The organism is Alteribacter aurantiacus DSM 18675, from assembly GCF_000429705.1.
Classification (GTDB): Bacteria; Bacillota; Bacilli; order Bacillales; family Salisediminibacteriaceae; genus Alteribacter; species Alteribacter aurantiacus.
In genome coordinates this window covers 1,768,510-1,792,650 of record NZ_KE386941.1, presented here as the reverse complement: position 1 = coordinate 1,792,650, position 24,141 = coordinate 1,768,510, and the positions used below count along the sequence as shown (strand labels likewise).

Annotated in this window: 19 protein-coding genes and 1 riboswitch; of the genes, 15 read left to right on the top strand and 4 right to left on the bottom strand. The window is 45.3% G+C overall.

Annotated elements, in window-relative coordinates:
* Positions 1 to 159 precede the first annotated feature (159 nt).
* Together ald and G476_RS0112380 are read right to left on the bottom strand one after the other, a co-directional pair.
* The gene (ald, locus tag G476_RS0112385; protein WP_026690384.1) at positions 160 to 1,272 is read right to left on the bottom strand and encodes an alanine dehydrogenase; all 1,113 of its coding nucleotides are present in this window, start codon (positions 1,270 to 1,272) and stop codon (positions 160 to 162) included.
* A gap of 110 nt (positions 1,273 to 1,382) precedes the next feature.
* Entirely contained in the window at positions 1,383 to 1,604 is a 222-nt protein-coding gene (locus G476_RS0112380) for a KTSC domain-containing protein (protein ID WP_026690383.1), read from the bottom strand.
* 160 nt (positions 1,605 to 1,764) lie between these two features.
* Positions 1,765 to 1,848: riboswitch (cyclic di-GMP riboswitch) on the top strand.
* 42 nt (positions 1,849 to 1,890) lie between these two features.
* Here G476_RS0112380 and G476_RS22910 point away from each other — a divergent pair.
* The 3 genes from G476_RS22910 (at position 1,891) to G476_RS0112365 (ending at position 4,378) form a co-directional block, all read left to right on the top strand.
* Positions 1,891 to 3,375: a putative bifunctional diguanylate cyclase/phosphodiesterase gene (locus tag G476_RS22910; protein WP_051314781.1), complete on the top strand. Its 1,485-nt coding sequence runs from the start codon at positions 1,891 to 1,893 to the stop codon at positions 3,373 to 3,375.
* A 98-nt stretch (positions 3,376 to 3,473) separates the two neighbouring features.
* A complete protein-coding gene (locus G476_RS0112370) occupies positions 3,474 to 3,899 on the top strand; it encodes a disulfide oxidoreductase (protein ID WP_026690382.1) in 426 nt (141 codons plus the stop codon).
* Positions 3,900 to 3,904: 5 nt separating this feature from the next.
* A complete protein-coding gene (locus G476_RS0112365; RefSeq protein ID WP_026690381.1) occupies positions 3,905 to 4,378 on the top strand; it encodes a thioredoxin family protein in 474 nt (157 codons plus the stop codon).
* A gap of 34 nt (positions 4,379 to 4,412) precedes the next feature.
* Here the strand turns inward: G476_RS0112365 and G476_RS0112360 are convergent, their stop codons facing one another.
* Positions 4,413 to 5,714, bottom strand: a complete 1,302-nt coding sequence (locus G476_RS0112360) for an ATP-binding protein (RefSeq protein ID WP_026690380.1) — start codon at positions 5,712 to 5,714, stop codon at positions 4,413 to 4,415.
* Between the two features lie 128 nt (positions 5,715 to 5,842).
* Between G476_RS0112360 and G476_RS0112355 the strand changes: the two genes are divergently transcribed.
* From G476_RS0112355 to G476_RS0112310, 9 genes are all read left to right on the top strand, one after another.
* Positions 5,843 to 6,112, top strand: a complete 270-nt coding sequence (locus G476_RS0112355) for a hypothetical protein (protein ID WP_156906563.1) — start codon at positions 5,843 to 5,845, stop codon at positions 6,110 to 6,112.
* Positions 6,113 to 7,136: 1,024 nt separating this feature from the next.
* Positions 7,137 to 8,777: a glutathione ABC transporter substrate-binding protein gene (locus tag G476_RS0112345; RefSeq protein ID WP_026690378.1), complete on the top strand. Its 1,641-nt coding sequence runs from the start codon at positions 7,137 to 7,139 to the stop codon at positions 8,775 to 8,777.
* Between the two features lie 352 nt (positions 8,778 to 9,129).
* Positions 9,130 to 10,053, top strand: coding sequence for a nickel ABC transporter permease (gene nikB / locus G476_RS0112340; RefSeq protein ID WP_026690377.1), 924 nt, complete (start codon positions 9,130 to 9,132; stop codon positions 10,051 to 10,053).
* A gap of 17 nt (positions 10,054 to 10,070) precedes the next feature.
* Positions 10,071 to 11,630, top strand: coding sequence for an ABC transporter permease (locus tag G476_RS0112335; RefSeq protein ID WP_026690376.1), 1,560 nt, complete (start codon positions 10,071 to 10,073; stop codon positions 11,628 to 11,630).
* Positions 11,631 to 11,639: 9 nt separating this feature from the next.
* Positions 11,640 to 12,668 (top strand): ABC transporter ATP-binding protein, encoded by a 1,029-nt coding sequence (locus G476_RS0112330; protein ID WP_026690375.1) that lies wholly within the window; start codon positions 11,640 to 11,642, stop codon positions 12,666 to 12,668.
* Positions 12,634 to 13,602 carry an ABC transporter ATP-binding protein gene (locus tag G476_RS0112325; RefSeq protein ID WP_026690374.1) on the top strand — a complete coding sequence of 323 codons (969 nt, stop codon included), beginning with the start codon at positions 12,634 to 12,636 and terminating at the stop codon, positions 13,600 to 13,602. Before G476_RS0112330 ends, G476_RS0112325 begins: the two co-directional genes overlap by 35 nt.
* Positions 13,603 to 13,641: 39 nt before the next feature.
* Positions 13,642 to 14,409: a hypothetical protein gene (locus tag G476_RS0112320; protein ID WP_026690373.1), complete on the top strand. Its 768-nt coding sequence runs from the start codon at positions 13,642 to 13,644 to the stop codon at positions 14,407 to 14,409.
* A gap of 9 nt (positions 14,410 to 14,418) precedes the next feature.
* On the top strand, positions 14,419 to 15,585 hold the full coding sequence (iadA, locus tag G476_RS0112315; protein ID WP_026690372.1) for a beta-aspartyl-peptidase: 1,167 nt from the start codon (positions 14,419 to 14,421) through the stop codon (positions 15,583 to 15,585).
* A gap of 199 nt (positions 15,586 to 15,784) precedes the next feature.
* Complete coding sequence (locus G476_RS0112310; RefSeq protein ID WP_026690371.1) at positions 15,785 to 17,860, top strand: sigma 54-interacting transcriptional regulator; 2,076 nt, start codon at positions 15,785 to 15,787, stop codon at positions 17,858 to 17,860.
* 58 nt (positions 17,861 to 17,918) lie between these two features.
* On the opposite strand, the gene G476_RS0112305 is transcribed toward G476_RS0112310, so the two are convergent.
* Positions 17,919 to 18,908: an aldo/keto reductase gene (locus G476_RS0112305; protein WP_026690370.1), complete on the bottom strand. Its 990-nt coding sequence runs from the start codon at positions 18,906 to 18,908 to the stop codon at positions 17,919 to 17,921.
* Positions 18,909 to 19,098: 190 nt separating this feature from the next.
* On the opposite strand from G476_RS0112305, the gene G476_RS0112300 reads away from it, so the two are divergent.
* From G476_RS0112300 to G476_RS0112280, 3 genes are all read left to right on the top strand, one after another.
* Entirely contained in the window at positions 19,099 to 19,623 is a 525-nt protein-coding gene (locus tag G476_RS0112300) for a hypothetical protein (RefSeq protein ID WP_026690369.1), read from the top strand.
* Between the two features lie 332 nt (positions 19,624 to 19,955).
* Positions 19,956 to 20,405, top strand: coding sequence for a MarR family winged helix-turn-helix transcriptional regulator (locus tag G476_RS0112285; RefSeq protein WP_026690368.1), 450 nt, complete (start codon positions 19,956 to 19,958; stop codon positions 20,403 to 20,405).
* Complete coding sequence (locus tag G476_RS0112280) at positions 20,402 to 23,818, top strand: efflux RND transporter permease subunit (protein ID WP_035186453.1); 3,417 nt, start codon at positions 20,402 to 20,404, stop codon at positions 23,816 to 23,818. The genes G476_RS0112285 and G476_RS0112280 overlap by 4 nt, the downstream gene beginning before the upstream one ends.
* Positions 23,819 to 24,141: the final 323 nt, after the last annotated feature.

Here is a 24,141-nt window from a genome sequence, read left to right as displayed (position 1 = left end):
GAAGCGGCTGAGCCTCCTCGGGCTTTGCCCTGTGGGGTCTCATCTTCGCTTTTCTTCCCGCAGGAGTCTACGTATATTCCATCCGCTCTGTTAGCAAATTGTTCGGATTCTTCTCTTACCCCTACTTTATGTCACAGCCTTTTTGTTTCATTCAGTCAATCACAATACGCTGTCGACTGGTTTGTATTCGTATCCTAGGTCTCGGGCTACGGCTTCGTATGTGACGTGTCCGCCAGCGGTATTTACTCCTAGCTTTAGGGCTGGATTCGCTTCTATGGCCAGTTTGACGCCTTTGTTGGCAATTTGGACGGCGTATGGAACGGTTACGTTTGTTAAGGCAATCGTAGACGTTCGTGGAACGGCCCCAGGCATGTTAGCGACGGCGTAATGAACAACTCCGTGCTTTGTATATGTTGGGTTGTCGTGAGTGGTGATTCGGTCGATGGTTTCGAAAATACCGCCTTGATCAATAGCCACATCGACGATCACCGAGCCTGGCGACATGTCTTTGATCATGTCTTCTGTTACGAGCCGGGGAGCTTTGGCACCGGGAATGAGCACAGCTCCGATCACAAGATCTGATTCCTTTACTGCGTTGGTAATGGAGATTGGGTTACTCATAAGCGTATTGATTTTCGTTCCGAAAATGTCATCGAGCTGACGGAGTCGTTCCGGATTCACGTCGATAATCGTAACGTCGGCGCCAAGTCCCATAGCGATTTTTGCCGCATTTGTGCCCACGACACCTCCGCCGATCACGGTTACTTTACCACGCTTTACGCCTGGTACACCTGACAGTAAGACGCCGCTTCCGCCTCTTGGCTTTTCGAGGAACTGGGCTCCGATTTGAGCTGCCATTCGCCCTGCCACTTCGCTCATTGGCGTAAGAAGGGGAAGTGTTCGGTTGACTTCAACCGTTTCATAAGCGATGGCCGTGACTTTGTGTTCCGTCAAGGCTTTGGCAAGCTCCGGTACGGCGGCCAGGTGTAAATATGTAAACAGAATCAAGCCTTCTCGGAAGTATTGATATTCAGATTCAAGCGGTTCTTTTACTTTCATCACCATGTCTGCCTGGCCCCAAATTTCAGATGGGTCTTCGAGAATCACAGCCCCAGCTTCAAGGTAATCTCCGTCGTTGAAGCCGCTTCCAATTCCTCCGTCTTTTTCAATAAATACGTCGTGGCCTGCTTGCTTTAATAATAGGACCCCACCAGGTGTTAATGCGATCCGGTTTTCGTTGTTTTTTATCTCTCTAGGTACCCCTATTTTCATCATAATCCTCCTTGTAAGATGGTTGGTTATTCCTTCCACCTCCATTTTATCGAATGCTGTAAGCGAATTCCACATTTACAGGATTTAATCATGGAGGTGGTGTGCGTGGGTTAGTCGGTCATGTTTTCGGATCGATAATCGAGGGCGATTTTGGAATCGATAAACTCGGCTGTATTCGCGGTTCCTTGAAGTGCAATGTAGTCTGCTTTTTTTACTTCATAAAAAACGATATAGTCTTTGTTTTGGTAACGTACATGCAATTGATTGTTTACGTCATCAAAAGCAATGGAGTCGATCACTTGACTGTTTACTTGAACATATTCCATTGGCATCGAAAACACTCCCTTTTATTAGTGAAATGATAGATCATTTCCCTGATTCCTATATGATTAGACTACCCGACATTTGGAAAAGAAAAACGGTCTTTGTAAAGTACTGTAAAAGTAAGTATAATGGACCCTTGTGGATGGATTTGTCTAAACATTACAATAATTATACAGAGGGAGCTGGGAACGGTCGTCTTTATGTGGGCACTTGGACGACCCGGAGCTGGTAGTGCAACCGACCTTCGTTTATGAAAGGTTTTTTTGACCTGTAAATAAAGAGGGGGAGACACCTATGCAGAGACCTTTGCAAGAACAAAGTGTAGCTTATTTTATCGAACGATTAAATCAGACGTTCGATTCGGAAACGATTTATATGGTCGTTGACGAATCGGGCTTGATTCAGTATGCCAGTGACTCTTTTATGCAGCTAACCGGCCACCACGGCCATCTTGTTTATCAAAACAATTACGAGCGCTTCGTATATGGACATGAGTCCTCCAATCAAGTGTGGCTTCAAGGGAAAGACGGTTCGGCTGTTCCATACATGAAGACTTCCCTTGAGATGAATGAAGATGATGTGTCAGAAACCAAGCTTTCCATTTTGATTTTACAACCGACTGAATCGGCTTATGAAACGTATTCTTACATAGACGATCGAACAAAAGCTATGAATAAACGGGCATTAGTAGAGGTGATGAGTAAATATAGAACGAAGCCTTTCGCTCTATTCATCGTTTCAGGTATGGGTGAAGAGCTTTCTGAAAAACGGAAGGAATTACATAGTGACCACGTGAGTACGTATGTGATTGGCGAACGCACGTGGGCGTGTTTCAAGACCGGAGAGCATGCTGAAAAAGCTGTTCTTGATATGAAAGAAAAGATCCGTGCCTCGGTTTATCCTTATGAATGCACAATCATTCATATGGTAAATGATGGGGTGATAGCCCCGGATGACCTTTTAGAAAAAGCGGAACGGGCTCTTGAGCAAGAGCGAGAAGGGGAGGCCTTGATTGAAGAGGCACTGCGATCGACTTTGGAATCGGACGGATTTTCTCTTGTTTACCAGCCTCAAGTGAATTTACAAGATAAAACGGTGATTGGTGTTGAAGCCCTTTTGCGGCTTGAGCATGAAACGCTAGGGAGCATTCCTCCTCTTACGTTCATTCCAATAGCTGAAAAGCGCGGTCTTATTAAAGAAATCGGGTATTGGGTGTTAAATGAAGCCTGTAAGCAAGCATCCTTGTGGCGTAATATGGGGATCAAGGTAAGAATGTCTGTTAACGTTTCCCCTCTACAGTGCCGTGATAAGGAATTTGCTGACCGATTAAGTGTAATCTTAGATGAGCATCGCCTGCCTCCCCGTAGCTTAAGTCTTGAGATCACGGAAGGTCTCCTGCTTTTTGAAGGGGATCATGTCTTAGAAGAAGTAAAGAGACTTGGGGTTCAATTATCAATCGATGACTTTGGAACAGGATATTCCACTTTAAGTTATTTGAAGCACTTTCCGGTCGATGCCTTAAAGATTGATCAAACATTCATTCGGGATGTGCTCGTTGATGGCAAAGATGAAGCCATCGTGACGTCTTTAATCGACCTTGCCAAACGTGTCGGCATCAATGTTATTGCTGAAGGTGTTGAAACGGAGGACGTGTTGGCATTTCTTAAAGAAAACCATTGTAATGAAATGCAAGGGTACTTATATTGCAAGCCATTGCCTCCTGAACAAGTGGTTCACTATTTTGGTCAGGACTGTTGTGATCAGCTGTTTTCCGAGTAAAGTTCTTACAATCCCATGAACAAGGATGCCCTCATCTATACGAATCGTCGATTTCGTATTATGATAGGTTCATATGTTAAAATAGGAGAGATGCATCAATGAAAAACAACAAAATCGTTGAAAACGGACTTTTTGTTGCATGGGCCATTGCACTTATCGCGACCCTTGGATCTCTTTATTTCTCGGAAATAAGAATGTTCATTCCGTGTGAGCTCTGCTGGATTCAACGTATTTTCATGTATCCACTTGCGATTACGCTTGCCATTGCAACGGTAAAGAAAGATGCGAAGCAAGCAATCTATACATTACCACTTAGTGTCATTGGCGCATTGATTTCCTTATATCATTATAGTGTCCAAAAAATACCTGCACTACAAAAGACGTCCGATTTTTGTGGCGCCGTTCCGTGTAATTACGAGTATATAAACGTGTTCGGATTTATTACCATTCCTTTCCTTGCGTTTGTGGCATTTACGCTAATTTCTGTACTCATGGTTGTAGTATTGGTTAAATCAAAGGAGTGAACAGCATGAAAAAAATCATCATTTTCGGGGTTGCCATCGTGATTATCTTCGGTGCTCTTGCGTTTGTTACGTCGTATCAAAATCAAAAGCAATCTGAAGGGAATCCGTACGGAGTCGACAGTCTTCCGCCGGAAACGATCGATACGTTGGATAACCCAATGTATGAGAACATTATCTTACCTGAAGAGCTGGAAGAAAAAATGGACAACGGAGAAGACTTTACCGTTTATTTTTTCAGTCCCGCGTGTCCCGCTTGTAGTCGTGTAAGCCCGGAAATTATTCCGATGGCAGAAGAGAAAGACGTTGATTTGCATTTGTTCAATGTCCAGGTGTTTGAAGAAGGTTTTGATCGCTATATCGACGCTACACCAACTGTCATTCACTACGAAAACGGCGAAGTCGCGTATACGATTGAAGGAGCCGCCGATCGTGAGACGTACGAACGATTTTATGATGAAGTGGTTTTAGGAGAAGAATAAAACAAAAAACCTGTCGCAATCGCGGCAGGTTTTTTTATGACATCACAGGCTCTTTGGTTTTTGTTTCATCTTTTGAGGCTGATACAACAGGAAGCTGAATCACAAATTCTGTTCCTTCGCCCAGTTTACTGTTGACTTGAATATGTCCGCCCCAAGAGCGAATAATACTAAAAGACACCATAAGACCAAGCCCGGTTCCTTTTTCTTTTGTTGAGTAATAAGCGTTACCAAGCTGCTGGACTTCTTCTTTGGTCATGCCGCTTCCCGTATCGGCAATTTTTATTCGAATGTGCTGGCCGGTATGTACAGCGGACAAAAATAATTTGCCGCCCCTTGGCATCGCTTCAATGCCGTTTTTTCCTAAATTCAACACCACTTGGGTGAGCTCGCTTTCATCACCTTTAATTTTAAGGTTGGACGGGACATCCAAAAACACGGAAACGTTGTTCATAAGGGCATATGCTTGAATCGTGTGACGTACTTTATCCAACGTAAACGCCACGTTGATCGTCTGTAGCTTCGCATCTTTCGGCTTGGCCAATGACAGGTAATCACTGATAATCATTTGTGCTCGGTCAATTTCTGACATGGTCAGCTGCATGTATTTCTTTTCATTTTCCGTTAAGTTGGCATTCGAATGAAGAAGTTGAATAAAGCCTCTTGCGACCGTCATGGGATTTCGAACTTCGTGGGCGACGGATGCAGCGAGTTCACTTACCAGTCTCAGCTGTTCGCTTTTCCTTAAGTCTTTTTTCAATCGGTCGTTTAATAAGATCTTTTCAAGTGTATAAATAACAAGGAAGAACACAGGTACATAAATGGCGAAGAATTGAACCATATAAAACGCAATTTCGGATCGTGAATCAGCAAAAATCGTTGAAGGAAACGCGATCGTTGTTGTTACAATGGCTAAAAGAACCAAATTGAATGACCATATTTTTTTCTTTAATGAAAACGCATGATAATGCTTTGAAAAAACAAGGTAAACAAGATATACTAAAGTACTGAAATAGATGGCAAAAAACACAGCTTCTGTTCCGACCAAAACCACACGGTACGAAAGTTGGAACACGAGAAGAGCCGCTCCCATCCATGCACCGCCATAAATCGTTCCGATAACCAAAGGGATATGCCTCAAGTCGAATGTGACTCCGTTATTCAGTACGACAGGAAAGGTCATGGACAACGCCATGGAACTTATGCACAAGGCAAAAAAGAATAATTTAGTAAGTTTGCGGTTACGCTGAAAACCAAAGCCTGACCAAAGAGTTACATAAAGAAAAATGGGAGTCAGGATGTAAAACAGGTTATGTAAAAAATCCTTGAAAACACTCATGAGGATTGCTCCCACCTCCAAAACTTTCCTTCATTGTACAATAAATATGTGGGAATACAATGGAATTTTTGGATAATTGTCAAAAAATAAAACAAAATCTTGGAAAAGATGAAATAGGAGTGGTTACTATGGCACGCTATATCGCATTAGGCGTTAGTGGTATTGTTCTATTATGGGCAGTCGCACTACTACTGAACTTTCAAATTTATCAACAAACAACGATTCAATTCACGGTCATTCATCCGATCGTAGATGGTATTTTGTTCTTTGTTATCCTTCTTGGGATCGTGGCCCTACTCGCGTTTAAGGTGAAATCTCAAGCGGTAAAAAACAGCATTACCGCAAGCGTAGGTGCTCTATTTATGGTCGTGGCTGTTGTCCTCTTCTTTATTGGGTAACCGGAAAACACATGTTAGACCCTTAAATAAATATCGGAGTCAAAAGCTTTGTCAATCCTACATTGGCAAAGCTTTTTTTGTTCTTTAAAGCTGCTTTCGGAAGTATTGTTGCTTTTATACAAGAAAAATTGAAGCAGAAGGGCTAGTCCCTGCGGGGTCTTCGGCTGAAGAGCTTCCTGCTTCTTCCTCTACAAGCATATGCTCTGAAGCATCTGCGTCGAAGCAACTCGTAGCTTATTCGTGATGGAAACGCTCGCGCCACCTTTCTCTCCATTTTCCACTTTAAATGATGATCTTTATTAAACAAACAGCTTATTCAAACCTGTAAGAGTATCCGCTTTTATTCCTCCATTATTGTGTTCTTTAACACTATAAAAGGTGTCTCGCTCCCGCCCCTTTCTTTTTTCACTTCCTACATAAATTTCGATTGGCTTCTATATGTCAATAAAATAGGTTGCTTTACTTAGTTGGTGAATCCCAATAATCGATGTAACTGTCACAGACCACCTGACTTTGACCACGTGAATAGGTGTAGCCGGAATGTTCGAAGACTCCTGCGGCCGTGGGAGCCAGGAGAGACCCCGCAGTGCGAAGCATGAGGAGGCTCGCCGGCACCGCCGCGGAAAGCGAAGAACATTCCGGGTACACCTTTCTTCAACTGATTTAATACACACAATCCTTAATTTGACGGCTATGGGGGTTCAACCGGCGTGCTAGCACTGCCATGGAAAGGGAAGGGGATGGGAGAGATTTGTATAAAAATAAAAAAAGTTGTTGATTTATTCACTGAGGGCGATTATATTGTTTATTATGCATAAACATAAGAGTTAACCAATAAACAAACCAAAACAACCAATAAGGTGGAATATTCTGAAAAATAAATGATGGGACTCGTTGTGGATTTCCCTTATCTATCATTGGTTTGTGCAGAAGGGGGCTTGTTTTTTAGAAAAAATCGAATGTTGGCACGAGAATTGCATTGTATAAAAGTTGTATATGAAATTAACTTGAGGGGGAAACGAGAGTGAAGAAATGGAGAACGCATTTGCTTTTACCTGCTGTTGCATCATTAATGGTACTGGCTGCATGTAACGGAGAAGAGCCGGCAGACACAGGTGAGGAAGACACAGGCACAGACGAAACGCAAACAGAAACGGATGACGATCAAGAAGAAGACGTAGAAGGAGACGCGGATACGAGCGGTGGAGAACTCACTGTCGGTATCGAAGCCGAGCCAACGTCGATGGATCCGCACAATACGACAGACGGAAACTCTGCGACTGTTCAAAGTACGATGATGGAAGGCCTACTACGATTCAATGAAAATATGGAAATCGTCCCAGTCCTGGCAGAAGATTACGAGTATAGCGATGATGCGACTGAAATTACATTCTACTTACGTGAAGGCATCACGTTCCATGATGGAACAGAATTCAATGCCGAAGTGGTTAAAGAAAACATTGATTTCGTTCGTGACACAGAAAACGGAATGGCAAGGTCTTCGTTCTTCTCCTTCGTTGAAGATGTGATTGTAGAAGACGATTACACCGTAACGATTGTGGCGGACGAGCCTAACTCGGCTATGGCGTCATATATGGCGCACTCGTCAGCAGCGTTCAAATCTGTAGAAGAGCTTAACAAACGCTTGGAAGATCCTGATTACAACCTCGATCGTGAAGGAGCCGTTGGAACTGGACCGTTTAAATTCGTCGAATGGCGTGACAGCGAGCACGTGGTTGTAGAAAAGTTCGATGATTACTGGAATGAAGAAGAAGCGGCACGTGTAGACGGTATTACGTTCCGTCCGGTACAAGAAGCAAGTACACGAGTCAACATGCTTCGAACAGGTGAGGTTGATGTGATTACGCCAATCCCAACTCTTAATGCAGCTGAACTGGAAAGTGATGAAGATCTTGATCTTTACACTGGACCAACGTCAGATGTGTTCTACATCGGGATGAACTTCCAAAACGACAATTATAACGACGTAAACGTTCGCCAAGCCATGAACCATGCGGTTGATAAGGACGGCCTGATTGCACAGGTACTTGATGGTTACGGTAGTGTAGCTGACTCTGCCATTGCGCCTGCCGTTTACGGGTATGCTGGTCAGTCCGTTTACGAGTATGATGTGGAACAGGCTCAAGAGTTAATGGAGGAAGCGGGATATGAAGATGGATTTGAAGCAACCCTTTGGACACGAAACAGCACCGAATTTATCAGTGTGGCCGAATATGTAGCGATTCAGTTAGCTGAAATCGGCATTGATGTTGAAGTGGAAGCGTACGAATCAGGTACACTCTTCGACATGCTTGATGCAGGTGAAGACACGGACCTTTGGATCGGACGTTGGTCTCCAGGGACCGGTGAAGCAGACTACGGATTACGTCCAAACTTTGCTTCTGATCGTGTACCACCTAACTTCAACAACTCCGGTTTCTACATGAATGAAGAGTTGGATGGTTTGTTTGATGACGCCCTTTCTACTCCTGATGAAGATGAAGCGATGCAAACGTACGCTGAGATTCAGGAGATGATTTACGATGATGCACCATGGGTGTTCTTGCACATTCCGGACGCGTTAATTGCAAAAGGAACGAACGTACACGGAATTTATGTTCTTCCTTCCGGAGCGGTTCACTTGAACTTGGCTGAAATCCGCTAATTGATTTTGGGTAAAAAATGCAGAGGGGCTTCGTTGAAGGAGCCCCTTCCTTTGAAAAAAGAGAGAAGAGTGGAGGAAGGCGGAGCGGAGAGGGGCGAGAAGTGTCGTTTGGTGTCGAACGGTCGATCAAATCGGGTTAGAGGTCGATAAAACGCCAATAGAGGTCGATAAATTTCCATTAGTGGTCGATAAACGAGCCATAGAGGTCGATAAACGTGAGATAAGGCTCGATAAAACCCGCGCAACCTGACCAAAACCCGCGCAACCTGATCGGCAACACCGCCACACCCATCAACCAACCGCACCGCGCACAACATAACGCCTAGACCCTGTAAAAGAAAGAGGTGAAACCATGCTCCAATTTGTACTTAGAAGATTAGTAGGTATGATTCCTATTTTATTTATCATAACGATTATCTCGTTTCTTTTCGTTCATCTTACCCCTGGTGATCCCATCCGGATCATGTATGGAGCGGAGATTGACCAGGAAACGTATCAAACCTTACGAGAGCGAGAAGGCTTCAATGATCCGCTTCCTGTTCAATACGGCCGTTACATGGTGGACATGGTTGTCCATGGGGACTTTGGACAATCGTATCGGACAAGGGCTGACGTATCTGAAGAAGTGATGCGCCGCTTCGGCTATACGTTTGTACTCACGATTCTCAGTATGTTCTGGGCCATTCTCATCGGGGTGTCCGTTGGGATTATCTCTGCTACGAAACGAAACTCGATATGGGACAGAGCCGGAATGGTTTCTACAATAACAGCCCTTAGTATTCCTGAATTTTGGTTTGGACTTATGCTCATGCAGATTTTTGCAGTCCAGTTAGGCTGGTTCCCCACAAGTGGGGCCGCATCGCCTTTGCATATCCTTTTGCCGTCGATCACCCTCGGGTTTGGTGTAGCGGCGACCATTGTCCGCTTTACCCGCTCTAGTGTCCTTGAAGTCATGAGAGAAGATTACGTGCGGACGGCTCGAGCGAAGGGGCAAAAAGAACGGGTCGTCATTTGGAGTCACGTGCTCCGAAACGCCCTAATTCCTGTTGTGACAATGGCTGGTCTCCAGTTCGGCTTCTTGATCGGAGGAGCGGTGGTGGTTGAGCAAGTATTTGCATGGCCTGGGCTTGGATCGTACTTGATTGATTCGATTTTGTCCCGTGACTATCCGGTTATTCAAGCATTAATTCTATTATTCTCTCTACAATTCTTACTTATCAATCTAATCGTAGATATCAGCTACGGATTCTTAAATCCGCAAATCCGCTATGACTGATCGAAAGGAGGCAGAAGATGAACACAAATGAACCGAAATCCTATTCTCCTTTCAGGGAATTTCTCGTTAAGTTTTTAAAGCAAAAGATGGCGGTCGTTGCCCTAGGTGTGGTTGTTGTCATATTGTTTGTCGGCATTTTCGGGTCTTTTTTGGCACCATACGACCCTCATAGACCAGTTACGTCTCAATATCCGGAAAAGGGCATTGACCTTGATCAACTTACAAACGCATCTGTGATCGTGGAAGGGGTGATGACGGACGGCTCCACGATTGAAGGAAGCGAGGTTACTCAGCTTCAAGCGGAGTCTGAAAACCGTCGAATTGCTTCAATCCGACGCTCGCAACGAGGAATAAACGTCAATGCCAATACATCTGGCTATACCAATGCCACGATCGAAAGCGGGGACGTGAGCTCGTCGTTCCAAGTCGTGGTCGAAGGGGAATCCCTTCTTGAAGGAAAAGAACCGGTCATCTCTCGATTAATTCCTTCTCAACCTGAAGGAGTACTCACACCGGGAGATCAATTTCAACTTGACGTTCTCGCTGTTTTAACGGACGGAGAAGAGTTGACTGACCAAGGAGACATACATGAACTTGCTCTTCGTTTGTACGAAACGGAAGAAGAAGAGGAATCGAGCGGTTTCAATGCACCGGCGAGTGACGCGGAAGCCATTGAAGGTCTTCACTTTTCCTCACTAAATGAAGAGGTTGCTACAGTGAGTGAAAGTGGGGAAGTAACCGTCGTTGGAGAAGGGGAAGGGGCAATCCGCATACAAACCGGTCCGGTTAGCTCTGTTGTGCAAGTACAAGCTGGAGCCGCTGCGGAACCGGTCCTAGCGTATTTGAACGTAAGCGAATCGAATGTGACGCTCACGGATGTGTACAAGCACCAACCGCCGTCGTCCATTCATTTCTTCGGAACCGACCACCAAAATCGTGATATTTTCAGTCGTGTGATTCACGGAACACAAGATACACTCTTGATCGGGTTTGTCTCCGTAGCGATCGGGGCGTTTATCGGAACGGCACTGGGGCTTCTTGCCGGCTTCTACGGACGTTGGGTAGATAGTCTCGTTACGCGAATGACCGACGTGCTTCTTGCGTTCCCAGGTATTCTCCTTGCCATCGCCGTGATTGCCTTTTTAGGAGCGGGGATTACAAACATTATTTTAGCCGTAGCCGTATTTACGGTACCGGTATTTGTGCGAATTGTTCGTGGGTCTACACTCGCATTAAAAGAAATGACCTACGTAGAAGCATCGAGATCCATTGGAGTAAGAGATCCTGTCATCATTATGAGGCATATTTTCCCTGGTACTCTGTCGGTGGTTCTTGTTTATTTGACCATGCGAATTGGTGTGGCGATCTTGATTGGTGCGGCTCTTAGCTTCTTAGGTCTTGGAGGAGACATTACTGCACCTGAGTGGGGATCCATGTTAAGTGCCGCAAAAGATAACAGCAGTACGGTCTTCCATGCCACGTTCTTCCCAGGGCTTGCGATTGTTCTTACCGTACTTAGCTTCAATATTCTGGGTGACGGGCTTCGTGACGCCCTCGATCCGAAGTTGAAAGAATAGGTGATGCAAATGACGAATGTACTTGATATCAAAGACTTGGAAGTGAGCTTTAAGAGTGACGGAAAAGAAGTGAAAGTCGTAAACGGCATCAGTTTTTCCATTAAAGCAGGAGAAACGCTCGGTGTCGTAGGGGAGTCCGGGTGTGGAAAAAGTGTCACCTCTCTTTCCATCATGCGCCTGATTCCTTCTCCGCCCGGGCGCATTTCAGGCGGTCAGATTTATTTTAATGGTGAAAACCTTTTGGATAAAAAAGAGCGGGAGATGCGAAAGATTCGAGGAAATGACATCTCGATGATCTTTCAGGAGCCCATGACGTCTCTGAATCCCGTTTTTACGATCGGAAAGCAAATCAACGAAGTGCTCTTGCTTCACTATAAAATGACACATGCCGAAGCTCGGAAAAAATCCATTGAGATGTTAAAGCTCGTCGGCATTCCAAGAGCGGAGCAGATTTATGACAGTCACCCTTACCAGCTATCTGGTGGTATGCGTCAGCGAGTGATGATCGCGATCGGTCTTGCGTGTGAGCCACAGCTATTGATTGCAGATGAACCAACAACGGCCTTGGACGTAACGATTCAAGCGCAAATTCTTGATTTGATGAGAGGGTTAAAGGAGAAAACGAACACGGCCATTATGTTTATTACTCACGACTTAGGTGTAGTTGCGGAAATGTGCGACCGGGTAGTGGTGATGTATTCTGGAGAGATCGTGGAACAAGCGGATGTGGATACGTTATTTAATGATCCGAAACATCCGTATACGGTCGGTCTACTCGGTTCGTTGCCGAAAGTTGATGAAAAGATCGATCGCCTTTACTCGATTTCTGGCCAAGTGCCTGTACCTGGTTCGGTTGAAAAAGGCTGCCGATTTGCCGGACGCTGCGACCACGTGATGCCCCACTGTACCCAAGAAGATCCGCCGCTTTTTAAAATGAAAGACGGGCACGATGCTCGTTGCTGGCTGTATGACCCTGTACATGGACGAAAGGAGGAAGCAAAAGATGGGCAAACCACTCTTGGACGTGAAGGATCTTAAGATTCATTTTCCCCAAAAAAAAGGCGTCATCAAAAAGAAAGTCACTTACGTAAAAGCCGTTGACGGCATTTCGTTTACGGTAAACGAAGGGGAAACCCTCGGACTTGTTGGCGAGTCCGGCTGTGGAAAGTCCACAACGGGTAGAGGAATTACCCAGCTCGTGCCTACAACAGATGGAGAAGTGCTGTACGAAGGGACCGACATTGCTTCCTTGTCCAAATCAGAACTTCGTACCCAGCGTAAAAACATGCAGATGGTCTTTCAAGATCCTTATGCCTCACTAAATCCGCGGCTCACGGTGGAAGACATTTTGGCAGAGCCCCTTAAGGCCCACGGGGTGAAGGATAAAAAAGAACGTAGAAAACGAATTGAAGAAATGATGGATGTGGTCGGACTAAACCGAAGTTTCATCAGGCGTTACGCTCACGAATTTTCAGGCGGACAAAGACAGCGAATAGGAATTGCGAGAGCGCTCATTTTAAACCCGAAGCTAATTATCGCTGATGAGCCGGTTGCGGCACTGGACGTATCCATTCAAGCGCAAATTTTGAATTTACTCAAAGACTTGCAGGAAGACTTCGGCCTCACATACTTGTTTATTTCTCACGACTTGAGCGTGGTCAGGCACTTGTGTGACCGAGTGGCCGTCATGTATCTCGGTCGAATGGCAGAGATCGGCAATACAGATAAGATCTTTGAGAATCCCTTGCATCCGTACACGCAAACGTTGCTCTCGGCCATTCCTATATCCAATCCCCGTCAGAAAAAAGAACGGATTATTTTACAAGGGGACGTGCCGTCACCCGTGGACCCACCAAAAGGGTGCGCCTTTGTTGGCCGGTGTCCGAAAGCCCATGAACGTTGCCATGATGAGCGACCTGAACTGCAAAAAATGGACGAGGATCACTACGTAGCTTGTCATTTGTACGATTAACAACTGGAGAACGCACAAAAGGAAAAAGGGGGAGCACAGGTGAATGTTTTGAACAGGTATGATCAATCAAACAGTAACGAAAAGGATGACCTGTTCGGACACGTTGCTGTGTTCGATGGAAAGACCGGCTTTTTATATGGTGGTGAGAGAAACGATCGATCGATTGAAAGTACACCGCTGTTGGAGCCGTTCGAATCCATTCCTATGTTTGCAACAGGCGCTGCAGAGCAGTTTTTATTAACAGACAGAGAATTGGAGGTTTGCATGGGAGTGAGCTTTTCTTGTGAGCTGCAAACGCAAATCGAGCGCTCCTTGCTCTTCCGTTTCGGCATTGATGAGGAAGAATTTTCCCATGTCGCCTCCACAAGTCGATGGGGTGTTGGAGTTACTCTAGGGAAAATAGGCCTTGCCATGCACTTGCAACAGGATTGGCGGGGCATTGTGCATGAAGACCACCCGGTAAACTGCGTGACGAGGCGAACTGTATCAGAGATGTTTGGTGTTCCTGATTGGAACCGGTTGTTAGGTGGAGCAAAGCTGTTTTGCCAATTAGGGGACCCCTTCTTTAATATGTTTAAAGGAGAGCGAAGGCGGGCAACGAAATGGTACAGCCTTTTACAAAAAAGCGGTAAAGCCCCCGTTCTTCCTTGGCTCGTGTGGGAAGATGGATGCACCTATTCGGCCATATGGCATCCTCAGAAAAACGTGAGCGCCGTTTTGTATGCGCCGGGCAATCGGGATGTAGCACGATTTATTAAAGGAAAAAAGGCGTTAATTGGACAGCTCCACAAAAGACATCTGAATTGAGGTGAAAGAATGCTTAAAACGATAAAAAATGTAAGCGTTTATCTTCCGAACTTTGCCGGCGTGAAAGACGTTTTGATCGCAGACGGAAGAATTGCAGCGATAGAAGATAACATTGAAATCAACGAAGAATGGTGTGAAGTGACAGATGGTTCGGGGAAAAAGCTGATCCCTGGTCTCATCGATTCTCATGTACATATAACCGGTGGTGGGGGAGAAGGTAGCTTTAAAACCCGGACTCCTGAACTGATGCTCTCAGATTGCATCGCTGGGGGGATAACGACGGTTGTTGGCGTGATCGGCACAGACGGAACGACTAGAACGATGACCAACTTAATTGCAAAGGCAAAAGGGTTAAAAGAAGAAGGAATTACCGTGTATTGTCAGACCGGATCGTACCAAGTGCCAGTCAAGACACTGACTGGCTCCATTGAGAAGGACATCATTTTAATCGAGGAAATTATCGGTGCCGGTGAAATTGCCATTTCCGATCATCGTTCTTCACAACCAACTCGTGAGGAGCTGGCGCGCATTGCCAGTGACGCGAGGGTCGGCGGCATTTTATCTGGTAAGGCCGGGGTGGTAAATGTGCATCTTGGGGACAGTCCTGATCGTCTGAAGCTCATTGAAGAAGTGGTAGACACCACGGACATTCCGATCACGCAATTTGTACCCACTCACATTAACCGAAACGAAGCGTTACTCGATGCGGGGATCGCTTTTGCCAAGCGAGGCGGATACGTGGACTTTACGACGAGCACAACGAAAGAAATCCTTGCTGGTGATGAAACGAAATGTAGTCGAGGGTTAAAGAGAATGCTTGATGCAGGTGTGCCGATCGAGCAAATCACGTTCACATCGGACGGGCAGGGTAGCCTTCCTGAATTCGATAAAAAAGGCAATTTGATCGGACTGAAAATCGGCCGTGTAACGAGCTTGTACAAAGAAGTGAGAGACGCTGCTCTTGAAGAGGGCATCCCTTTTGAAGACGCGATCAAAGTCGCTACCTCAAACGTGGCCGATGCGTACAAGTTTAGCAGTAAAGGCCGGATTGAACCAGGGTATGACGCAGACTTGCTTCTTGTGGGCGGGGAATCGTTAGAGATTGAAGCGGTGATGGCCAAAGGGCAGTGGATGATGAAGAAGAACGAGCTATTGGTTAAAGGCACGTTTGAATAGAGGTTGAGAGGAGCTCCTGGCGGATGTCGGGGGCTTGGTTTTTTTAGGTGGAGTGGAGGTGAGGGAGGAGCTAACTCGACTAAACGCCGCCCTTCCCAAAAAACCGACACACCACCGACCCCACTTCAATATGGTTACTCCTCCACCAACCAATTCACCCACATATGCTATACTAAAAGAACAAAAAGGGGTGGCGGAGATGACAGAGAGAAAGATGGTTGTTTTAGCAGGCTCTGAAGAGACGAGAAAAACCCTTGTCGCTCAGCTGTCTGAATTTATCGGAACATTTGTGCAAATTGAAAGCTACGCTGTGGACGAAGGCATTGACCGCGTGATTACTGACCGCGTCGTGTTGCTCTCTTCTTATTTAATCGAAGAAGAAGTCGCCCCCTTTATCGGTCGTAATTGTCATACGATTACGGCGAAACGAATCGTGAACTTTCACAATATCGATCAGCTGTTTTCAATACCCGAGGGTACGGAAGCCCTCTACGTGAATGACTTCCCTGAAACGGTGAACGAAGCGATCGAATCGCTTAAAAACTTAGGTATTGACCATATGAAGCTCTATCCTTATTTTCCTGGTAAAAAAATGGTCAAGGATGTCTCGTTGGCCATCACTCCGGGCGAAATGGAATTGGTTCCTCTTGGCATTAAAGAAGTGATCAACATTGGTCCGCGGCTTATTGATATGACAACGATCATTACCCTTCTTGGAAAGCTCGGCCTTTTGGAAGAAAAACAAGAAGAAGTGTCCACGCGCTACATACAGACGATCATTCAGCTCAGCCGTCGCCTAGCAGTCGCGACCAGTGAAGCCCATCAAGTGAGCGAACACCTGAAAAAGGTTGTTGACGGCGTTCATGACGGGATTCTAGCAGTGGACAAGCGAGGCAAAATTACGGTATTTAACGGCATTCTTGAGAAGCTGCTTGGGTACGAAGGTCGCCGTGTGATCGGGAAAAAAATCGGTGACGTGATTGGAAACGGCGAATTGGTAGACTTTATTTTAAACAAAGGTGGAAAAGAAGCCAACCGCTATTTTACTGTCGAGTACGCAGACGTGATCGTTCACCGGTTCACGATTGATTCGGACGGCACAACGGTGGCCACATTTAAAAATGCCGTAGAAACGATCGAGATGGAACGTAAGCTTCGTCGAGAGCTCGTAAAGCGGGGGCATTACGCCAAATACACCTTCGACGATATCATCGGAGAAAACGAGCAGCTCCTTGAAACGAAAACCATTGCCAAAAAGTTGGCCAAAACCCAGCTTACCATCCTAATTGAAGGAGAAAGCGGGACGGGAAAAGAACTGTTCGCAAGCTCGATACATCACGAATCGAACCGGAAAACGGGACCATTTCTCGCTGTAAACTTCAGTGCCCTTCCCGAGGACTTGGTTGAAAGCGAGCTATTCGGGTATGAAGAAGGCGCTTTTACAGGAGCGAAAAAAGGCGGACGAAAAGGGCTTTTTGAACAAGCGAACGGTGGAACGCTCTTTCTGGACGAAATCGGCGACATCAGTTTAAAGGTGCAAGCAAGACTGCTTCGTGTTTTGCAAGAAAAGGAATTGCTACGAATCGGGGGGAGCGAGATCATTCCTGTCGATGTGAGGGTTGTTGCCGCGACGAACAGGAACTTGCTCGAACTGATTGAACGGGGAGAATTCCGTGAAGATCTTTACCATCGATTAAAAGTGCTGTTCATTCACTTGCCGGAGCTGAGGAAGCGAAAAGATGACATGGAAGCGTTGATTCGGTACTTTATGCATCAGTCGGGACGAATGGATGTGAAGATTGAAGCGGAAGTGTTGGATCAATTAAAGCAGTATCAGTGGTATGGGAACATTCGTGAGCTTAAAAACACGATCGATTACATGCTCGCCGTTTGTGATGATCACGTGATCAGGCGAAAAGACATTCCAAACGAAAGTTTCTTCCAATCGAAGCGGTTCGGCCGAAGAGACGGAGGTCTGTCCACAAGCGTGTATTCAGACGACTCTGAGGCTGGCTCGACGATTGAGGAGAAAGAGCTGGTAACAGTGATGAAAATCATTGAAAAGATTGAACAGGAAGGCCACTCCATCAGTCGCCAACGAATCTCCGAATATAGTAAGGAAACGGCTCTCCCTTTATCAGAGCAACAAGTACGCTACCGAATGGACCTGTTGCAAAAAAGAGGGTTCGTAGAAAAGACCCGAGGTAGGCTCGGCTCAAAAATGACAGACAACGGCAGACAGTTTCTTGATACGGTTTATGTAGGAAGTGACTAAATCTAAAAGAGGCACAGCAGGCTTGAGGATGGCCAGCTGTGCCTTTTTATTTGTGAAGTTACCTTTGAGGCAGTGGTGCTTTTTCAGAAACAAGCCCTTTACTAATTAGCTCCTCCCAAAAGGCATGAGGGATACGTTCTTCAAGAGCCGATAGATCTTCTTTAATACGGGATGTTCTAGTAGAGCCCGGAATAACAGCTTCTACTGCTGGGTGGGCGGAAGAATATTGCAGTGCCGCCGCTTTTAAGCTTACATCATGTTTGTCTGCGATCTCTGTTAATTCTCTAACTTGCTTTTTCTTTTCCTCCGTAATTTCGCCGTAGTCGAAGTAATCACCGCCAAGTAAGGCGCCGGAATTGTAAGGACTGCCGATAACAAAGCCCATTCCTTTCTTCTCTGCAAGGGGCATCATCTTATCCAAAGCCTGTTCATGCTGCATGAGCGTATATTGGGTTGCAGATAAACAAAGGTCGGGCTGAACCTCATCTAGCTTAATCAATCTCTCAATTGGCTCAGTCGTATTGACCCCAAGTCCCCACGACTTAATTACACCTTCCTCACGAAGCTCGTCCAACACGGGGAAAGCCCCATTTTGTGCTTCTTCAAACTTCGCTGTCCACTCATCACCAAGGAAATCAGGGGAGATGTCATGAACAAAGACCATGTCGAGGTGATCGGTTTTCAGGCGCTTAAGGCTATCCTCAATCGAACGGAGTGTTCCGTCCCTTGTATAGTCTGTGAGCATTTTATTTTTGCGTCCGTGTTCAAAGAGACCAGACTTCTGTTCTTCCTCATTTAAAATAATTCTGCCTACTTTGGAGCTAAGAATAAAGTCGCTCCGCTCATAATTGGACAACACTTCTCCTAACCGGATTTCAGAAAGTCCGAACCCGTAAAATGGGGCTGTATCAAAATAACGAATGCCTTCGTCCCACGCCGTTTGAATTGTTGCCAGTGCTTCCTCATCGGAAACGTTGCGAAACATGTTCCCAAGAGGTGCTGTTCCGAGTCCAATTCCCTTGTTTATGTTTTGTTTTAAATCACTCATGATTTCCCTCCTATCGATTTGTCTAGCTGATGATTCCCTTTTACCTATGCGTTTAAACAAAAAAAGGGGTTCATTTAAATGTCGAGCTGCCGTGATGAAGGGTCTAAAAAACAGCGTGTTGTGGCTCACCTCAGGGCATACTCATGAAGAACAAGATTTGAAAATGGATCGATGAAGGTTGGAGGTTAATATGAAAAAAAGCAGTGTCGTAGTCATTGTAGGAATGTTGGTTGCTTTCGTTTGTGGAGGTTGGGTACAAGCAAGTAACGATGAGGAGCAGAAGATAAAAGAGTTTGCCTCTGAAAACGGATATGTATCTATGGAAGAAGCCGTGGAGCAATTTCAAGAGACGCATCATGTTCACGTGTCGCTTCCTACAAAAAAACTGTTTGAACCCACTCATTCTTTTGGGAAAATAACAGATCATCACGAATTAAGACTTCATTATATTGATATAAGCAACATACCACATCAAGATTTTATTATGGACATCAAATACCCAAGCGCAAAAATAATGGATGACATACATGAGGGAAGCACAATCATTGAGCTAAAAACAGGACAAGAAGCATATTATCGATACCTAGAGGATGCGAAACTCCATTTTTTATCCTTTAAGGAGGGGCAATTCAGCTACACGATTGGGGTGCAAGAGAAAGAAAATCAAAAGGTATGTGCTGAAACGATTAAGGAAGTGGCGGAATTGATAAGGTAGGATCGTTCGGGGTGAGTGGAGGGGGTGGAGGAGGTCGACCTTGCTAACTGGAGCGATTCAGAAATAAGTGGATCAAACGAAAAAGAACTGGATCAAACGAAGAATAAGTGGATCAAATAAAAAATAAATGGGTCAAACGAAAAATAAGTGGATCATCCGAAAACCGAAAGATCCCCCCCTCCACCTCCATCGCGAGCATCGACCCACCAAACCAAACTTTCACACTTTGTTCACACCTGTTTGTTTGACTTTGAAAAAGGGAACCGATTATAGTTAAGAAAGTTAATCGTTTAACATCTTAATTGTTTAGTTTTACGAAGGGAAAGGTCCGCATGAAAATAGAAGAAACCGTATTGGAAATTGAGCAGCTCGTGGTAGACGTGATGATGATGATTCAGCACGAATTCGGCACTGAATACGATAATCGCCTGTCTTCTAATCAACAGGTGCTCTTATATTTAATCGGAAGGCACGACGTGAAGTATGTGAAGGATCTTTCACATCACTTAAACGTGTCGCCGAGCGCTGTGAGCCAAATGCTTTCAAAACTCGAACAAATGAACCTTGTACAACGAAAGGAAAACACGGAAAACAGACGAACCGTTCCTTTTGAACTGGACAAAGAAGGCATCGTACTTCTTGAACATATGGAACAGACCAGACAGACGATCATGACGAAATACTTAACGAAAATACCGGAAAACGATCTGTTTCATTTCCGTGATGTGTATAAAAAGCTCAGAGACATCATGCTTGAAGAGAAAGAAGGGACGTCTACATGAAAATAACGAATTTTTCCATACGAAGACCGGTGTTTACGCTTGTCGCGATGACACTCTTTTTACTTCTTGGTATCATTTCACTTATTAATATTCCGTTAAAACTGATTCCGGACATCGACCCCCCAATTGGGGCTGTCGTAACGAGTTATCCGGATGCTTCCCCGCAAGAAGTAGCGAACCAAGTGTCCGAGCCGATGGAAGAAAGTTTGGCCACCTTGCCTGGCTTAAACAACATTAGTTCCATTTCAATGGAAGGCTCCTCCCTCACCTTATTGGAGTTTTCTTGGGCCACGTCGATTGACGATGTTGAAAACGATATTATTACGAATATGAATCAAACGCCTTTACCAGATGATGCAGGAAATCCGCGGTTTTTGAAGTTTGATCCATCGCAGTTTCCAATCATTCAAATGTCCCTATCAAGTGTTGACGCGGACGCTTCCGAGCTAAGTGACCTTGTCGGGGATTTGGAGCAAGAATTATTAAAGATTGATGGTGTCGGTTCAATCGACACGTTGGGTGACGTGGTCGACGAGATTCAAATTTCACTTAATCAAGACGATTTAGAAGAGTTTGGTCTTACGCAAGATGAAGTCGTTTCCGCTTTGCAAGCTCATAACGTGACGCAACCGGGCGGGAGTGTCAGAAGTGGGGATTTCGAACTCACAACGAGAGTATTGTTTGAACTTACGAGTGTAGAAGACATTGAAGACGTCGTTGTGACACAGGATTTGGAGTCAGGAGATGACGTTACAGTCGCGGATATTGCGACAGTTGAATTGACTCCTGAATCAGGAGATGTGATTACCCGAACGAATCAAGACGGATCGATACTCCTTAGCGTTCAGCAACAAGCGGACGCAAATACAGCGGAAGTATCTCGTGCGTTTAACGATCGACTCAATGACCTTTTAGAAGAAGATCGTTACCGAGATATTGATACAGCGATGCTGTTTGATCAAGGTGAATTTATTGAAGATGCGATTCAAAACGTGTCAATGGCGCTCATTGCCGGTGGTGTGTTCGCGATGCTCGTGTTGTTTTTCTTCCTACGCAGCTTTAAAACACCGTTACTCATCGGAATTGCGATACCATTTTCCGTGATTGTGACGTTCGTACTGCTTTACTTTACGAACTTCTCCTTGAATATCATGACCCTTGGGGGACTAGCTCTTGGAATCGGGATGCTTGTGGATAACTCGATTGTCGTCATCGAGAATATATACAGGCACTTGAGTATGAAGAAGAGCCCTACACAAGCGGCTCGTGATGGAGCGAAAGAGGTCGCCGGTGCGATTACGGCTTCGACTTTGACGACGGTTTCCGTGTTTTTACCGGTGATTTTCATTACCGGAATCGTAGGAAACTTGTTCAGAGAATTTGCTCTCACAGTTTCGTTTAGTTTATTTGCTTCTTTAGCCGTAGCCTTAACGGTCGTGCCAATGCTTGCGGCACGTTGGTTAAAAGAGCCGAAAGAAAACGAAGAGGAAAAGCGCCAGAACTCTCGCTTTGTTAAAGCGTTTGACCGTTCAGCCCGTTGGTCTCTTCGCCACCGTTTTGGGGTGTTGTTTATTACATTCCTTCTATTAGTAGGGGGAGGGTTTGGTGTAACAACCGTTGGAACTGAATTTTTACCGGCAACAGATGAAGGCTTTTTCCAAGTGGAAATTGAAATGGAAAACGGCACACCTCTTGAAGACACCTTTGCCGTTATTGAAAATGTAGAAGAGGTGCTCGACGGAGAATCGGTCATTCGAGATTATACGAGTGTGACAGGTTCAGGTGGGCAAGAAGATAATGTGATGGGCAGCGGTGGATCGGATGAAGGGTTCATCTATGTATCCATGGTACCAATTGCCGACCGTGACGTATCTACAATGGAATTTGCGGAGTCCCTTCGCCGTGATATTGAACGGGCAGCGGAGGACGCTGAAGAAGTATCCATTCAGTTGGAAGCCTCCTTTGGCGGAAATCCGAATACCTTTACGTTTAATGTAAGTGACACAAACCCGACTCGACTAGACGAAGCGGTCGAGGAGATTTATGAAGAGTTCCAAGATATGAGCGAGTTCCAGGAAGTGAGCAATGATCGAACGGATACGGTTCGAGAAGTTCAAATCCTAATCGATGACGAAGCGGCTCGTGAGGAAGGGTTCACCCCGGCTCAAATTGCCAACGCCGTCAACTCGATCATGCGTGGTACGACAGCCACTCAAATCGTTACAACTGAGAATGATGTATACGAAGTGCGCGTTCAGTATGAAGAAGAATTTGTCGAAGACTTGGATGCGTTAGAAGATCTGCTTCTTCGTAACAATGAAGGTGAATATGTGGCCTTGAGTGACATCACTGACATTGAAGAAGGGGACGGACCGGTTCAAATTAATCGGATTAACCAAGAAGAAGCGGTGCAATTTACCCTGCAATACGGCACGCAATACAACCTTGGTGAAATCGGTCAACTGGTTCAGTCTACGATCGATGACTTGGACTTGGACGAAGGAACAACGGTTTCGTTAACAGGAGATCAAGAACTGTTGGACGATGCTCTAGGTGATTTAGTACTCGCTTTAATTTTAGCCATCGTGTTCGTGTACTTGGTGATGGCAGCACAATTCGAATCGTTACGTTATCCGCTAGTGATTATGTTCAGTGTCCCTCTTGTTGTGATTGGAGTGGCAATTGGACTTACATTGACGCGAACACCAGTGAGTGTGATGGGCTTTATCGGGTTCATTGTGTTGGCCGGTATCGTCGTCAACAACGCGATTGTACTGGTGGATTATATTAATAAGCGTAAAGAAGCAGGGCTTCGAAGTTATGATGCGATCGTGGAAGGGGTAAAAGACCGGGCCCGTCCAATTTTCATGACGGCTACGACCACAATCTTAGGTCTTGTGCCTCTCGCTCTAGGAATCGGAGAAGGAACAGAGCTTCAGCAACCACTCGCCATTACCGTGATCAGCGGACTGATCAGTGGTACGTTCCTGACGCTATTCTTTATCCCGGTCATTTACAGCTTTTTTGATAAAGAAACAAGAAACTTGAATAAAAAGTACGTAACTCCAGATGGTCAGCTTGTTCCGGCATATTTGCTCGATGTGCAAGATACGAATAAAGGAACGAGAACCAATTATGAAAGACTGGACGAAGGTAAAAAAGATCAAGAACAACTCGATTACAACGAATACGGCCATGAAGATGATCCACATGGTGACGAACCAACATATTTGGAGCCGATTGAAGAGTGGGAGGAGGATGAAACAGAACGTTCATCACGGAAAAACGACAAAGAGTCTCCGAAGTTCCCATCTCGTAAAAACCGTCATCGCATGGACAGTATGAGCAATGAAGAATTTCTTGAAATGCTCGATCGCTTTGTGAAGCGAAACAAACGCGACGATGACAAATAATAGTGAAAGCCCAACCGACTCAGGTTGGGCTTTTTCTAATGGAACTCTCTCTAGTTGTTATGCCGACTTATTACGTTTCTAGTAACGATACCCGTGTCAATGCTAGTAAAAAAAGCATAGGATAAGTGAATGCTAGAGTCTTTCTTCTATCGTCCGTTTGTGATGCCACATTCAACGGGCACTCCATGTGTAAATTGTGTGACCCCATTATGCACGAGTAGCCTGCTTGTTTGAGTTGCGAAACGATGAAAGAAGGCACTCTAGCTTTCCTCTATTAATCGTTCATTTAGGGAGAGGGAAATATAAAAAAACAACTGATATCA

What these genes read in the sequence shown, in the direction of transcription:
- ald (WP_026690384.1), bottom strand. Translation starts at nt 1,272, where the DNA reads ATGAAAATAGGGGTACCTAGAGAGATAAAAAACAACGAAAACCGGATC.
- G476_RS0112380 (WP_026690383.1), bottom strand. Translation starts at nt 1,604, where the DNA reads ATGCCAATGGAATATGTTCAAGTAAACAGTCAAGTGATCGACTCCATT.
- G476_RS22910 (WP_051314781.1), top strand. Translation starts at nt 1,891, where the DNA reads ATGCAGAGACCTTTGCAAGAACAAAGTGTAGCTTATTTTATCGAACGA.
- G476_RS0112370 (WP_026690382.1), top strand. Translation starts at nt 3,474, where the DNA reads ATGAAAAACAACAAAATCGTTGAAAACGGACTTTTTGTTGCATGGGCC.
- G476_RS0112365 (WP_026690381.1), top strand. Translation starts at nt 3,905, where the DNA reads ATGAAAAAAATCATCATTTTCGGGGTTGCCATCGTGATTATCTTCGGT.
- G476_RS0112360 (WP_026690380.1), bottom strand. Translation starts at nt 5,714, where the DNA reads ATGAGTGTTTTCAAGGATTTTTTACATAACCTGTTTTACATCCTGACT.
- G476_RS0112355 (WP_156906563.1), top strand. Translation starts at nt 5,843, where the DNA reads ATGGCACGCTATATCGCATTAGGCGTTAGTGGTATTGTTCTATTATGG.
- nikB (WP_026690377.1), top strand. Translation starts at nt 9,130, where the DNA reads ATGCTCCAATTTGTACTTAGAAGATTAGTAGGTATGATTCCTATTTTA.
- G476_RS0112335 (WP_026690376.1), top strand. Translation starts at nt 10,071, where the DNA reads ATGAACACAAATGAACCGAAATCCTATTCTCCTTTCAGGGAATTTCTC.
- G476_RS0112330 (WP_026690375.1), top strand. Translation starts at nt 11,640, where the DNA reads ATGACGAATGTACTTGATATCAAAGACTTGGAAGTGAGCTTTAAGAGT.
- G476_RS0112325 (WP_026690374.1), top strand. Translation starts at nt 12,634, where the DNA reads ATGGGCAAACCACTCTTGGACGTGAAGGATCTTAAGATTCATTTTCCC.
- iadA (WP_026690372.1), top strand. Translation starts at nt 14,419, where the DNA reads ATGCTTAAAACGATAAAAAATGTAAGCGTTTATCTTCCGAACTTTGCC.
- G476_RS0112310 (WP_026690371.1), top strand. Translation starts at nt 15,785, where the DNA reads ATGACAGAGAGAAAGATGGTTGTTTTAGCAGGCTCTGAAGAGACGAGA.
- G476_RS0112305 (WP_026690370.1), bottom strand. Translation starts at nt 18,908, where the DNA reads ATGAGTGATTTAAAACAAAACATAAACAAGGGAATTGGACTCGGAACA.
- G476_RS0112300 (WP_026690369.1), top strand. Translation starts at nt 19,099, where the DNA reads ATGAAAAAAAGCAGTGTCGTAGTCATTGTAGGAATGTTGGTTGCTTTC.
- G476_RS0112285 (WP_026690368.1), top strand. Translation starts at nt 19,956, where the DNA reads ATGAAAATAGAAGAAACCGTATTGGAAATTGAGCAGCTCGTGGTAGAC.
- G476_RS0112280 (WP_035186453.1), top strand. Translation starts at nt 20,402, where the DNA reads ATGAAAATAACGAATTTTTCCATACGAAGACCGGTGTTTACGCTTGTC.